The organism is Brevibacillus fortis, assembly GCF_046196545.1.
In the GTDB taxonomy this organism is placed as follows: domain Bacteria; phylum Bacillota; class Bacilli; order Brevibacillales; family Brevibacillaceae; genus Brevibacillus; species Brevibacillus fortis_A.
Map to the genome: position 1 here is coordinate 686,549 of NZ_CP176370.1, position 14,101 is coordinate 700,649.

General features: G+C 49.0%; 12 protein-coding genes. 10 read left to right on the top strand and 2 right to left on the bottom strand.

Features of this window, described 5'->3' with window-relative positions; genetic code table 11:
- Positions 1-25 precede the first annotated feature (25 nt).
- Genes ACKKE8_RS03845 through ACKKE8_RS03865 form a run of 5 tightly spaced genes read left to right on the top strand, consistent with a single transcriptional unit; the run spans position 26 to position 6,049 of the window.
- A complete protein-coding gene (locus ACKKE8_RS03845; RefSeq protein ID WP_409176983.1) occupies positions 26-901 on the top strand; it encodes a D-alanyl-D-alanine carboxypeptidase family protein in 876 nt (291 codons plus the stop codon).
- A gap of 5 nt (positions 902-906) precedes the next feature.
- A complete protein-coding gene (gene vanG / locus ACKKE8_RS03850) occupies positions 907-1,959 on the top strand; it encodes a D-alanine--D-serine ligase VanG (protein ID WP_409176984.1) in 1,053 nt (350 codons plus the stop codon).
- A 3-nt stretch (positions 1,960-1,962) separates the two neighbouring features.
- Entirely contained in the window at positions 1,963-2,760 is a 798-nt protein-coding gene (locus tag ACKKE8_RS03855; RefSeq protein ID WP_409176985.1) for a M15 family metallopeptidase, read from the top strand.
- A complete protein-coding gene (gene vanT, locus ACKKE8_RS03860; protein ID WP_409176986.1) occupies positions 2,747-4,900 on the top strand; it encodes a serine racemase VanT catalytic subunit in 2,154 nt (717 codons plus the stop codon). The genes ACKKE8_RS03855 and vanT overlap by 14 nt, the downstream gene beginning before the upstream one ends.
- Positions 4,901-4,942: 42 nt before the next feature.
- Positions 4,943-6,049 (top strand): ATP-binding protein, encoded by a 1,107-nt coding sequence (locus ACKKE8_RS03865; RefSeq protein WP_409176987.1) that lies wholly within the window; start codon positions 4,943-4,945, stop codon positions 6,047-6,049.
- A 39-nt stretch (positions 6,050-6,088) separates the two neighbouring features.
- On the opposite strand, the gene ACKKE8_RS03870 is transcribed toward ACKKE8_RS03865, so the two are convergent.
- Both ACKKE8_RS03870 and ACKKE8_RS03875 read right to left on the bottom strand, forming a co-directional pair.
- A complete protein-coding gene (locus tag ACKKE8_RS03870; RefSeq protein WP_409176988.1) occupies positions 6,089-7,204 on the bottom strand; it encodes an aminopeptidase in 1,116 nt (371 codons plus the stop codon).
- A 96-nt stretch (positions 7,205-7,300) separates the two neighbouring features.
- The gene (locus ACKKE8_RS03875; protein ID WP_409176989.1) at positions 7,301-8,500 is read right to left on the bottom strand and encodes an iron-containing alcohol dehydrogenase; all 1,200 of its coding nucleotides are present in this window, start codon (positions 8,498-8,500) and stop codon (positions 7,301-7,303) included.
- Positions 8,501-8,791: 291 nt separating this feature from the next.
- Between ACKKE8_RS03875 and purC the strand changes: the two genes are divergently transcribed.
- The 5 genes from purC to purF are packed head-to-tail and all read left to right on the top strand — an operon-like array spanning position 8,792 to position 14,076.
- On the top strand, positions 8,792-9,511 hold the full coding sequence (gene purC, locus ACKKE8_RS03880; RefSeq protein ID WP_012684340.1) for a phosphoribosylaminoimidazolesuccinocarboxamide synthase: 720 nt from the start codon (positions 8,792-8,794) through the stop codon (positions 9,509-9,511).
- Complete coding sequence (gene purS / locus ACKKE8_RS03885; RefSeq protein WP_007717324.1) at positions 9,504-9,752, top strand: phosphoribosylformylglycinamidine synthase subunit PurS; 249 nt, start codon at positions 9,504-9,506, stop codon at positions 9,750-9,752. The genes purC and purS overlap by 8 nt, the downstream gene beginning before the upstream one ends.
- A 4-nt stretch (positions 9,753-9,756) precedes the next feature.
- On the top strand, positions 9,757-10,449 hold the full coding sequence (gene purQ, locus ACKKE8_RS03890) for a phosphoribosylformylglycinamidine synthase subunit PurQ (RefSeq protein WP_409176990.1): 693 nt from the start codon (positions 9,757-9,759) through the stop codon (positions 10,447-10,449).
- Complete coding sequence (purL, locus tag ACKKE8_RS03895) at positions 10,430-12,673, top strand: phosphoribosylformylglycinamidine synthase subunit PurL (protein WP_409176991.1); 2,244 nt, start codon at positions 10,430-10,432, stop codon at positions 12,671-12,673. Before purQ ends, purL begins: the two co-directional genes overlap by 20 nt.
- Positions 12,658-14,076 carry an amidophosphoribosyltransferase gene (gene purF, locus ACKKE8_RS03900; RefSeq protein WP_409176992.1) on the top strand — a complete coding sequence of 473 codons (1,419 nt, stop codon included), beginning with the start codon at positions 12,658-12,660 and terminating at the stop codon, positions 14,074-14,076. Before purL ends, purF begins: the two co-directional genes overlap by 16 nt.
- Positions 14,077-14,101 lie beyond the last annotated feature (25 nt).

The following is a 14,101-nucleotide window of genomic DNA, read 5'->3' on the forward strand; positions in this document are numbered from 1 at the left end:
GGTGTAAGTAAAGGAGGAACTGTGAATGAAAAAGAGGGTTTTTTGGCTTGTCATTTTATTGCTGTTTGGATATATCGTTTTTCAAAAAATAACAGATGGACCACCTGATGTTGGGGGACATATGGAAACGTTGAGAGAGGCCACCGGTGTGGAGTACCAATCGCTACAAATAGCAAAAGACCAAATTTATCAGGGAGACCTTCTTTTGGTCAACAAAGACTATCCGGTTCATGAGGCAGGGGTAAAAAGCGATGTGGTTCGGTTATCTGAGCATGAAGAACTGTTACAAGGCTATCGTTTGCTCGATCACAGAATCGAAGTGTCAGAGCGTGTAGCCAAAGTATTTTTAGAGATGGTCGAAGCTGCGCAGCGAGATAACGTGAGTCACTTTATCCTGAACAGCGGCTATCGAGGCATGGCAGAACAAGAGAAGCTGTATGAAGAAATGGGACCAGAGTACGCGATGCCAAGCGGCTACAGCGAACATAATGTAGGTTCCGCTCTTGATATAGGATCGACGCAAATGAAAATGGAGCATGCCCCTGAAGGCAAATGGCTGGAGGATAACTCGTGGAAATACGGTTTTATTTTGCGTTATCCAAAAGACAAAATAGCCATCACGGGAACGGCATACGAGCCGTGGCATTTCCGGTATGTCGGCCTGCCGCATAGCGCGATCATGAAGGAGAATAACTTTTCGCTGGAAGAGTATTTGGATTACCTAAAAGATAAAAGAAGTATCTCCGTGACAAACGATGGGAAGATCTACGAAATTAACTACTACCCTGCCGATCAAGAGATGACGATCAAAGTACCGATTACTAGCAACTATGAGATTTCGGGTGACAACATGGGTGGCGTCATTGTAACAAGCTACGTGGACAAAGATCAGGAGGAGTGAAACTTATGAAGAAATTGACTGTGGCGATATTGTTTGGGGGATGTTCCTCGGAGTATGAAGTATCTCTTAAATCTACGAGCTCGGTGCTGGAGAGTTTGTGTCAGGAAAAGTACGAGATTATTTTGCTAGGGATTACGAGGGAAGGACAATGGCTGCGATATACCGGCAACATTGAAAGCATTCGGAATGACAGTTGGCATCAAAGTGAGAAGTGTGTGCCTGCCTTTCTCGCTCCTTGCAGACAGATGCGGGGAATTGTTACACAGGAGAACGGTGCCATGTCGATCACGAAGGTTGATGTGGTGTTCCCCATTTTGCATGGCAAAAACGGAGAGGATGGAACGGTACAAGGGCTATTAGAGCTCGCCGGAATTCCGTTTGTCGGTTGTCAGACTCTATCCTCTGCGATTTGTATGGACAAGGATATCGCTCACACGCTGGCGGCAAGCTCCGGTGTAAAAACGCCCAGATCCGTTACCGTTTATCAAAATACTGCTCTTGCAACGGTTCAATCTACCACCGAAGAACTGGGATTCCCTTTGTATGTCAAGCCTGCAAAGGCAGGGTCTTCGATTGGAATTACAAAAGCATACAACACGCAAGAATTGATTTTTGGTATAGAAAACGCCCTTTTGCATGATGACAAAGTAGTCATCGAGGAAAACATCGAGGGATTTGAGGTAGGCTGTGCGGTACTTGGAAATCGTGAGTTCCTTGTGGGAGAAGTGGATGAGATCGAGTTGCTCCAAGGCTTTTTCAATTATACGGAAAAGTATTCATTGGAGACTGCCCACATCCATGTCCCAGCAAGAATTGACGAAGAACTCGCTGCAAAAATCAAGCAAACAGCGACCCATCTCTATCAGGTTTTAGGCTGTCGTGGTTTTGCTCGTGTGGATATGTTTGTCACTCCAGACGGAGACATTGTGTTTAACGAAGTAAATACCATCCCTGGCTTTACCTCGAAAAGCAGATATCCAAGTATGCTGCGTGCAGCGGGAATTTCCTATAAAGAGCTTCTTGATACGTTGATTATGCTAGCGTTGGAGGAGGACTAATCGATGACACAACCTCACGTCTCGACGATTTCTTTAAACAGCGAAAATTTGCATCACGGCCATCTAATTTTGGTGAATCGCCAGTACCCGATCCGCTGGCAAACAGATGACAGCATCCTGCTAAACCGCATGCGGCTGATTGACGGAGCACACAACAATATCATGTTGGAAAACACGGCTGCGAAGATGTTTGCCAAGCTGCTGAAAGCCTGTAACGCAGAGCAGACAATCGTGCCAGTTAGTGGCTTTCGCAGCAAGGCCGAACAAAAGGATATCTATGATCAATCCTTGCTGGAAAATGGACAGGTGTTTACCAGTAAATTTGTCGCACGTCCGAATGAAAGTGAACATCAGACAGGGCTTGCGATTGATGTAGGGGAAAAGAAGGAAGAGATCGATTTTATCTGCCCTTCTTTTCCCGATCATGGCGTATGCCGAATGTTTCGCCAACGTGCCAGTCAAGTTGGGTTTATCAAACGCTACGACAAAGATAAGGAACAGCTGACAGGGATTTCGGATGAGCCTTGGCATTTTCGATATGTGGGTTATCCGCATGCCGTTTTAATGGAAAAGCTTCAGCTTTGTCTGGAAGAGTATATGGAGTATGTGAAAAACTACGAATTCCATCAGGAGCATTTGCTAGTGGATGAGGAGAGTATTGAAATCTACTATGTAAAAGCTACCGATACCGTTACGCACATCCCGGTTGTGGCTGGTGAGAGATACGAAATATCGGGTAACAACGTGGATGGATTTATCATTACGGTGTTTCATCAGGAGGCAAGTAATGAGCGTGGATAGTCAAAAGCAGTATGGCGGGCTGGATCAATTCCGAATTATCGCAGCGATTCTTGTCATCGCAATCCATACTTCTCCCCTGCTGTCCATAAGCGAATGGGCTGACTTTACACTGACACGCACAATAGCCAGGGTGGCGGTTCCGTTTTTCTTTATGTGCACAGGATTTTTCTTCTTGCAAAAGCTTAGTACAGATCGCAACAAAAATGCGAACTTGCTGAAGCAGTTTTTATGGAAAGTAGGAAAGCTCTATTTGCTTTCGATCCTTCTCTATCTGCCGGTGAATGCGTACGCAGGGTATTTTACGGATCAATTGACCGTGTTTTCGGTGGTAAAAGACCTCCTTTTTAACGGGACCCTGTATCATTTGTGGTATTTCCCTGGCATCATGCTGGGGGTGTGTATCAGTACCATTTTGTACACAAGACTATCCGTATGGAAAACGTTTTGGGTGACCATGCTGCTGTATGGCATCGGGCTGTTGGGAGACAGCTATTTTGGATTTGCACAGATGAATCCGTATGTGGATAGAATCTATCAATCAATGTTTACCCTGTTTGATTACACACGGAACGGTATATTTTTTGCCCCAGTTTTTGTAGTCATGGGAGGGATGATTGCCACTACCCGCAGACGGAAAAAGAAAAAGGTCGCACCGTATGCCATCGGACTTGGTTTGTTCGGAAGCATGCTGGTAATGGAAGGCTTGCTTTTGCACGTTTATCAGCTGCAACGCCATGACAGTATGTATATTTTTTTGATACCGTGCATGTATTTTCTTTTTCAACTTCTGTTGTTCTGGAAAGGCAGAAATCGTCCAAACTTACGAAAGCTGAGTCTGTATGTCTATGTCCTGCATCCCCTGTGTATTGTGCTCATTCGCGGAGCGGCCAAAGTAACGGGATTGACACAGCTGCTTGTAGAAAACAGCTTGGTGCATTTTATGCTGGTCACAGTGCTATCGTTTGTTCTTTCTGTGATAGTGATGAAGGTGATCCAGCGCTTTCGAGGTGGGAAACCGGATCAAACAGGACGAGCATGGGCGGATATCCATCTTCCTCATCTCCAACATAATGTAAGGGAAATCCAGCGGGTTCTCCCGAAGGATTGTGCGGTAATGGCAGTCGTGAAGGCGCAGGCATATGGTCATGGAGGATGGCAAGTCGCGAGGTATTTAAACAAGCTCGGGATTGATCACTTCGCAGTTGCCACAATCGATGAAGGAATCGAGCTCCGGAAGAAGGGCGTAAAAGGGGAGATTCTGGTGCTTGGCTATACCGATGAACGACGGATACGCCAAATCGCCCGTTTCAGACTGACGCAAACCGTAGTAGATGACGAATATGCCCAAAAACTGAATGGCTACAACGTGAAAATCCCTGTTCATATCAAGATCGACACTGGGATGGGGAGACTCGGGGAATCTTGGGAACACACAGAAAAAATTGCGGCCATGTATCGATATAAAAATTTGCAGGTATGCGGCACCTTTACGCATCTGAGTGTGGCTGACAGTTTGGAAGCTTCGGACATCGCATACACGAAAAATCAAATTGCTCGTTTCCAGAAAGTGATCGAACAGTTGAAAGAAAAGGGCATCGATCCACAGAAGCTGCACGTCCAAAGCAGTTATGGCGTGCTCAATTACGGGGAACTGCAATACGATTATGCTCGGATTGGGATTGCTCTCTACGGAATGTTGAGCAAGCAGGGAGACAAGGTAAAAGCAAGCGTCGACCTACGACCGGTGTTATCACTGAAAGCAAGAGTCGTGCAGGTGAAGCAGGTGGAAAAAGGAGCCTCCGTTGGCTATGGACGCGCCCACACAGCGCAGAAAGACAGTAAGATTGCCATCGTATCCATCGGATATGCAGATGGGGTTCCGCGTATGCTGTCTCAAGCGGACGCTACCTGCTTGATTAGAGGAAAAAGGCTACCGATTATTGGCTTTGTCTGCATGGATCAACTTATTGTGGATATTACAGATATGGAAGAGGTGCAAATAGGGGATGTTGTGGTCTTTATCGGCAGAGATCAAGAAGAGGGCATCACTGCCGAGGAGATGGCCCAACAGAGTAATACTATTACGAACGAGCTGGTAAGCCGTTTAGGAGAACGTGTTCAAAGAGTCTATCATGATTGATCTCCAGACGAAAACCAGTATAGGGAGTGGTTTGTTTTTTCCATGGCGAAGAAGAGACGTAGCTTTCGTTCCAAAATGATTGAGCTTTTTGGGCTTGGCATGCTTCTGTCCAGCATCGTAACGTATCTGCTCTATAAAGTGCTCCAATTTTACTATCGGGCGGAGGTCAGGTACGAAGATCCATTGGCTCAGGTTCGCCGTTTTATTAGGGAGATGGGGGATATCAATTTCTTTTTGATTTTCTTTACACCCATTGCGATCTTCTTTTTCTATCTCCTGACAAAACGGTATGCGGGCTATTTTCGGGAGATTTCAACAGGCATTCATTATCTCGCGAGTGGAGACTTTACCCGGCATGTCCAAATTTCATCCAATGATGAGTTCGCAGATATCGCCAAGGATATCAATCTGGCAAGTGAAATGCTGCAAAAGGCGGTAGAAAGAGGAGACTTTGCGGAAAGCAGCAAGGATCAGCTTGTTTTGAATCTGGCGCACGATTTACGCACACCACTGACATCCGTTCTGGGTTATCTGGATTTAATTTTGAGAGACGAGCAGTTGTCACAAGAACAGATGCGGCATTATGCGATGATTGCTTTTACCAAGTCGCAACGATTGGAAAAGCTGATTGATGAGCTCTTCGAAATTACAAGAATGAATTACGGCATGGTCAACATCGAGAAAAAGGTCATTGATTTGAGTGAATTGCTTGTCCAGTTAAATGATGAAATGTATCCTTCCTTTGAGAAAAATGAGCTGGTCGCGCGGTGTACGATTGCTGCTGAATTAGTGATTGTGGGAGATGGGGAGCTGCTGGCGCGCGTATTTGAGAACATCCTGACCAACGCGATACGCTATGGAGGCGATGGCCAATTTATCGATTTGAACGCTTATCGTGAGGGCGATGAAGTGGTTGTGCAAATCATGAATTACGGTGACCAGATACCTGAGGAGGCGCTGCCGCATATTTTTGACATGTTTTTTACGGGCGACAAAGCGCGAACTCATCAAGGGGGAGGCACAGGACTCGGCCTGTTTATTGCGAAAAATATCGTCGAGAAGCATCGGGGAACGATTTCTGTTCAAAGTGATCTGATTCGTACATGTTTTGAGGTGCGGTTGCCAAACGGAAGCATAGAAAAGGGCTAGGGAACCTCATTCCCTAACCCATTTTTTCATTCATTTCGTTTAAATCAAATTCTCCGGGTTCAGGCCTTCCAGCTCTGGCAACACGAAGCGGCCGTCTTTTCTGATCAGCACGTCGTCAAACCAGATTTCGCCGCCGCCGTATTCAGGGCGTTGGATTTGGACCAAGTCCCAGTGAATGGAGGAGCGGTTGCCGTTGTCTGCTACTGTGTAAGCATTTCCTGGCGTGAAGTGGAAGCTGCCCGCGATTTTCTCGTCAAACAGGATGTCCAGCATCGGGTGGAGGATGTGCGGGTTGAAGCCGATCGCGAATTCTCCGATATAGCGTGCGCCCTCGTCAGTGTCGAGGATGTCGTTCAATGCTTTGGTATTGGAGCTGGTCGCTTCTACGATTTTGCCTTCTTTGAAAGTGAACTGAACATCATTGAAGGTAATGCCGTTGTAGATCGATGCCGCGTTGTAGAAAATGGTTCCTTCCACGGAATCGCGCACAGGAGCGGTGTATACTTCGCCATCCGGGATATTGCGTTTGCCGTCGCATTTGATGGCATTGATTCCTTTAATGGAGAAGCGCAGGTCTGTTTTTGGACCGACGATGCGTACACGATCAGTGCGCTCCATCAGCTCTTTCAACGGGGTCATGGCAGCGGACATTTTCGCGTAATCGAGATTGCAGACAGAGAAGTAGAAGTCCTCAAAGCCCTCGAGACTCATTTTGGACAGTTGCGCCATCGACTTGTTCGGGTAGCGCAGTACAACCCAGCGTTTGTTCGGAACGCGCTCGTTCGTATGTACAGGTTGATACAGGACGCGAGCATAAATGCCCATTTTGTCTTCCGGTACGTCGGCATACTCGTTGATGTTGTCGTAAGCGCGGATGGCGATGTAAGCGTCCATATCTTTCATCCGGTCATACTCGTATTTTGCCATCAGGGCCATGTGTTCTTCGCTCGTGCCTTGATAGAGTGCACGCATGACTTCCTGATCTTTCAAGGTGACCAAAGGCAGAGCCCCAACTGCAAATGATTCACGCACAAGTGCACGAACGAGTTCAGGTTGCAGGCCTGTATTTTCGATCAGAACTTTTTCGCCTTTTTGCAAATTCAGCGAGTAACGGACGAGACGGCTTGCCAGTTCATTAATGCGTGGATCTGCCATAGGTAGTAACCTCCGTAGTAAAATAATTTTGATTAATGATTAATTTGTATTATTACACAACTGAACGAAGGCTCGCCAGTGTGTTTGATGCTTCAATTACAGGCAAGCCTCGTAGATCGCGATCACATCGGATTCATTCAATTTTCGTGAGCTAGGCAGATAGCCGATTCCGCGTCCACCGATGCGAACGGCTTCTTCCGCCATTTGTGCCAGCGATTGTTGGGTCACGCCGAAGTCAGACAGACGTTCTGTGATTCCCATGCGACCATACCAACGGCGAACGGCTTCAATCGTTGCTCGTGCTGCTTCGCCCTCGTCCTCTACGGTAACGCCAAAGCAATGACGTCCCATACGGGCTAGTCTCTCGGGGCGGTCTTGCAAAATCACCTGTTCGAAATAAGGAAGGGACAGAATCGCTAGTCCACGACCGTGCGACATATCGTAGATCCCGCTCAGCGGATGTTCAATTCCGTGCAACGGCATACCAGCACCACGACCGCCAGCAGCGAATGGACTGATGCCCAGCGTGCTCGCCCACAAAAGGGTGGATCGTGCTTCTGCATGGTCTGGTTGCTGGATCGCTGTGATGGAGTGCTCGACGACGAGGCGAATGAGTGTTTCGGAAATACCGTCCTGAACGTGGGTTCCTTCCGCACTGATTAAATAGTTTTCAAACAGATGGGAAAAGATATCAGCGCAAGATTCCGCTGTGACGCGTGCCGGAACGGTAAAGGTGATAGACGGGTCAAGAATGGCAATCTTCGGGTAAAGTGCTGGACCGTTGATCGAAGATTTTTCATGCGTGTCCCAATGCGTCAGGACGCTGATATGGTTTGCTTCCGAACCTGTAGCGGCTACTGTCGGGACGGTCATGATCGGCAGTGCTTCCTGAACGGGTACCAACAATTGACCAGAGCCGATCGGATTTCCCCGCATGTAATCGTAAATCGGGCGCCCGGAAACGGCTGCTGCCGCAATCGCTTTGGAGGCATCCATCACGGAGCCGCCACCGATAGCCAGGATGAAGTCACACTGCTGCTCACGAGCAAGAGCAGCTCCAGCATCAACCGTTGCCGTACGTGGATTCGGTTCGATTTTGTCAAAAACAATATACGCCACTTGAGCTTCCTGCAACAGAGCCTTGGCGCGGTCTAAAAGACCTGTACGTTTGGCCGCATTGCCGCCTGTGACGAGCAATGCTTTTTGGCCCATCGATTTTGCTTCTTGGCCCAAACGTTCCAGTTCGCCCATGCCAAAGTAAATTTTGGTAGGAAAAGACACTTCAAATGGAAACATCTGAAATTCCTTCTTTCACGTATTGGTTGTACCACTGACAAGTTTATCATAAACAAAAGAAAAGAACCTGCCCCGTGGGTGGGCTCTATGTGCATATGAGCTAGTTTGGATAATGAGTTTGCGAATGTTAGTGAGGTTGAGAAGGAAAATATAGTGTAAATCCCGAACATTTGTCGAAGTCTATTCCAGCATTTTTCGTTGATAAATGCGTATGTTTGTGTTTTAATGTAGTTGAAACGTTCGTGAATTAACCAAAACTCAACCTTTTTGACTGGGAAGGTGACTCCTACGGTGGAAAAACAGGAACAACTCTACGAGGGTAAGGCAAAACGTATTTATCGGACATCTTTGCCTGATCAGTACTGGGTAGAGTACAAAGACGACGCAACAGCATTCAATGGAGAGAAACGGGCGCAAATCACCGGAAAAGGTGAGCTGAACAACCGCATTACGGCAATCTTTTTCACCATGCTGAAGGAGCGGGGCATCGACAACCATTTTGTCCGTCTGCTGTCCGCCACAGAGCAAGTTGTTCGCAAAGTGGAGATTATCCCTTTGGAGGTAGTCGTTCGTAATATCGCAGCAGGCTCATTGGCCAAACGTCTTGGCATGGAAGAAGGGACTGTGCTCCCGCAGCCAGTTGTCGAGTTTTACTACAAGGATGACGCACTGGGAGATCCATTGGTGAATGCCTCCCATATCAAAGTGTTGGGGATTGCGAGCGAGAGTGACCAAGCGACATTGGAGCGCATGGGTCTTGCTGTAAACGAGGTCCTCGTGCCTTACCTGCGCGAGCGCAACATTACCTTGGTCGATTTCAAACTGGAATTCGGAAAAACAGCGGACGGGGAGATTCTCCTCGCCGATGAAATATCCCCGGATACATGCCGTTTCTGGGATTCGGTAACGAATGAAAAGCTCGACAAAGACCGCTTCCGCCGCGATTTGGGCAATGTGGAGGAAGCTTACAAAGAAATGCTTACGAGACTAGGAGGAGACGTACATGTTTAAAGCTGTTGTTTATGTAACATTGCGCGAGAGTGTTTTGGACCCACAAGGACACGCTGTAAAAGGTGCTCTGCACACCTTGGGTTTTGATGAAGTAAACAATGCGCGTATCGGGAAGTACATGGAGCTGGAATTGAACACTTCTGACCGTGCGCAAGCAGAAGAGCGTGTACGTGAAATGTGCGAAAAGCTGTTGGCCAATACGGTGGTAGAAGACTATCGCTTTGATATCGTGGAGGGCTAAAGATATGCGAGTAGCCGTTATCGTCTTTCCAGGCTCGAACGCCGACATTGATTTGTTTAACGCAGTTGAAGACGTAATGGGAGTGCCTGTGGATTACGTATGGCATTCCGATACGGATCTTTCTAAATATGATGCGATTCTCTTGCCAGGTGGATTCTCTTATGGAGATTATCTGCGCTGTGGTGCAGTCGCTCGTTTTTCACCCGTTATGGAGCAAGTGGTGAAGGCCGCAGAAGAAGGCAAGCTAATCATGGGAATCTGCAACGGCTTCCAAATCCTGACCGAAGTCGGGCTGTTGCCAGGAGCACTCTTGCGCAACCGTTCACTGAAATTCCGTTGCAAGCTGTCCGAATTGCGTGTGGAAAACAACGATACCTCCTTTACCCGTGATTTCACGGCAGGGGAAGTCATCCAAATTCCGATCGCGCACGGCGAAGGAAATTACTACTGTGATGAAGAAACGCTGGCGAAGCTTAAAGCGAACAAGCAGATCGTTTTCCGCTATCATGGCGAGAATCCAAATGGTTCACTGGAAGACATCGCGGGCATTTGCAACGAACGTGGAAACGTACTTGGCATGATGCCTCACCCGGAGCGTGCCGTTCACTCTTGGATGACTTCCGATGATGGACGCCGCATGTTTACCTCGATCCTGAAGACTTGGAGGGAACAGAACAGTGTCACAACTCACGCATAAAGAACCGACAGCCGAACAAATTGCCGATCAAAAACTATACAAAGAAATCGGTCTGACTGACGAAGAATATCAGCGTGTCGTAGAAATTCTCGGCCGCAAGCCGAACTGGACCGAGACTGGTCTCTACAGTGTCATGTGGTCGGAGCACTGCTCCTACAAAAACTCCAAGCCTGTTCTGCGCCGCTTCCCGACAAAAGGACCTCGCGTTTTGCAAGGACCAGGGGAAGGTGCGGGTATTGTCGACATCGGTGACAATCAGGCGGTTGTTTTCAAAATCGAAAGCCATAACCACCCATCAGCGATCGAGCCGTACCAAGGGGCTGCGACTGGTGTGGGCGGTATCATCCGTGACGTATTCTCAATGGGCGCGCGTCCGATTGCGCTGCTCAACTCGCTTCGATTCGGGGAGCTCAAATCTCCTCGTGTCAAATACTTGTTTGAAAACGTAGTTGCAGGTATTGCAGGCTACGGGAACTGCATCGGGATTCCGACTGTGGGTGGCGAAGTGAATTTCGACCCTACGTATGAAGGCAATCCGCTTGTCAACGCCATGTGTGTCGGGTTGATCGACCACGAGAAGATTCAAAAAGGGGTAGCGTCCGGTATCGGCAACCCTGTTATCTACGTTGGTGCAAGCACAGGGCGTGACGGTATTCACGGGGCGACCTTTGCGTCTGAGGAGCTCACGGAAGAGTCGGAGAAAAAACGCCCGGCGGTACAAGTCGGCGATCCATTCATGGAAAAGCTCCTGCTGGAAGCGTGCCTGGAGTTGATCGACACGGGTATCGTCGTCGGGATTCAGGACATGGGAGCGGCTGGCTTGACGAGCTCCAGCTCCGAGATGGCATCCAAGGCAGGGAACGGAATCGAGATGAATCTGGACCTGGTGCCACAGCGCGAAGCGGGCATGTCTGCATACGAAATGATGCTGTCTGAATCGCAGGAGCGTATGCTCGTCGTTGTGGAAAAAGGCAAAGAGGCAGAAGCCATCGCGATTTTTGACAAATGGGGCTTGGCATCCGCTGTAGTGGGTAAAGTAACGGAAGACAGTAAGCTGCGCCTGTTGCATCAAGGTGAAGTAGTAGCCGAAGTGCCGGTAGACAGCTTGGCAGATGATGCGCCTGTTTACCATCGTCCATCTGCGGTGCCAGCTTACTACGAAGCAAACGCGAATGTTGATGTGTTGGCAGACATCGAAGAACCGAAAGATCTGAACGTTACGCTGAAAAGCTTGCTGGCTCAGCCAACAGTGGCGAATAAAGCGTGGGTATACGAGCAATACGATCACATCGTGCGTGCAAACACAGCTGTAAAGCCTGGTTCTGACGCTGCTGTTGTCATGGTGCGCGGTACTCGCAAGGCTCTTGCCATGAGTACAGATTGCAATGGTCGCTATGTATACCTCGATCCAAAAGTGGGCGGTGCCATTGCGGTGGCAGAATCTGCACGCAACGTTGTCTGCTCCGGTGCAGAGCCGCTGGCAATTACAGACTGCCTGAACTTCGGAAGTCCGGAAAAGCCTGAGGTGTTCTGGCAATTTGAAAAATCGTGCGAGGGCATGAGCGAAGCGTGCGTAGCACTCGATGCTCCGGTCATCGGCGGAAACGTATCCTTTTACAATGAACGAAGCGGTGACGCGATCTATCCAACCCCAACGGTGGGAATGGTCGGCTTGATCACCGATGTTGACCATATTACGACCCAAGATTTCAAAAACGAAGGCGATGCGATCATCCTGTTGGGCGAGACCTTCGCTGAGCTTGGCGGCAGTGAGTATCAAAAGATGGCAACCGGCAGCATTTCCGGACGTCCTCCACAAATCGATCTGACCAAGGAAGCGGCGGTGCAAAAGCTGGTTCTCACAGCGATTCGCCAAGGTCTGGTGAACTCCGCACACGATCTGTCCGAAGGTGGTCTGGGTGTCGCACTGGCTGAATCTTGCTTCGGCAAAGGCTTCGGTGCGCAGGTGGCTCTTGCGTCCGAGCTGCGTGCTGACGTGCTCTTGTTCAGTGAATCTCAATCTCGCATCTTGCTCAGTGCTTCTGGGGAGCAAGCGGCGGTGATTCTCGCATTGGCAGGTGAACATGGCGTATCTGCCCAAACCATCGGTACAGTTGGCGGCGATCGTCTGGTAGTGAACGTGAACGGTACAGAAGCGATCAACGCTTCGACTCAAGAGGTGAAAGCAGCCTGGAAGGATGCGATTCCATGTTTGATCGGGTAATCTGGGACAAATTGAACGAAGAATGCGGCGTCTTTGGCATCTACAACCACAAAGAAGCATCCCAATTGACCTATCTGGGTCTGCACGCCCTTCAACATCGCGGTCAGGAGAGCGCAGGTATCTGCGCCTCCGACGGCGAGAAATGGTATAAGCACCGCGGAATGGGTCTCGTGTCAGAGGCTTTTGGCAAGGGCGATCTGGAGAAGTTCAGCGGTCATATCGCGATTGGTCATACCCGTTATACGACTGCTGGTTCGAGCAAGATTGAAAATGCCCAGCCGCTCTTTTTCCGCTATGCACAAGGGAGCATGGCAGTTGCCCACAACGGGAATCTCGTGAATGCCGCCGTGCTTAGAAAAGAGCTGGAAGCAAAAGGCTCCATTTTCCAGACGACCAGTGACACAGAAGTGATCGCCCATCTGATCGCTCGTTCTGCGTGCAAGGATTTGCCGGGAGCGGTAAAGGACGCCCTGCAATACATCAAGGGAGCATATGCGCTTCTCGTCATGAACGAAAATCAGCTCGTGATTGCCCTTGATCCGAATGGTTTGCGTCCGCTGTCATTGGGACGACTCGGAGATGCGATCACTGTCGCTTCCGAGACCTGCGCATTTGATATCATCGGCGCACAGTATTGGCGTGATGTGCAGCCGGGTGAGCTCATTGTCATCGATAAAAATGGTATTACAGAAAGCAAGTTTACGGAAACGACACAGCGTTCGATTTGTACGTTTGAATACATTTACTTTGCGAGACCAGACAGCGATATCGACGGAATCAACGTCCACATGGCGCGCAAACGTCTGGGCAAGCAACTGGCATTGGAATCCGCGATTGATGCTGATGTCGTCACAGGTGTACCGGATTCGAGTATCTCTGCTGCTATCGGATTTGCGGAAGCGACAGGAATTCCGTACGAAATCGGCTTGATTAAAAATCGCTATGTCGGCCGTACCTTCATTCAGCCGAGTCAGGAGCTGCGCGAGCGCGCTGTCTATCTCAAGCTGTCTGCGGTTCGCAAAGTAGTGGAAGGCAAGCGTGTAGTCATGATTGACGACTCCATTGTTCGCGGTACGACGAGTAATCGGATCGTCCGCATGCTGCGTGAGGCTGGCGCCAAAGAAGTGCATGTGCGTATCAGCTCTCCGCCTGTTATGAATTCTTGCTTTTACGGCATCGACACCTCGTCGCGTGAGGAACTGATTGCGTCGACCAAATCCGTAGAGGAAATTCGTCAAATCATTGAGGCTGATTCGCTGTCGTTCTTGTCTGTTGAAGGAATGATCGATGCAATTGGCCGCACCGATTCGGCTCCTAATAGAGGACACTGCCTCGCATGCTTTAACGGAGAATATCCGACTGAGATTGAATTCGAAGAAGCGCTACCTGCGCTCAAATGCTAATACAAGCACCTCTTGCTAGGGGGAG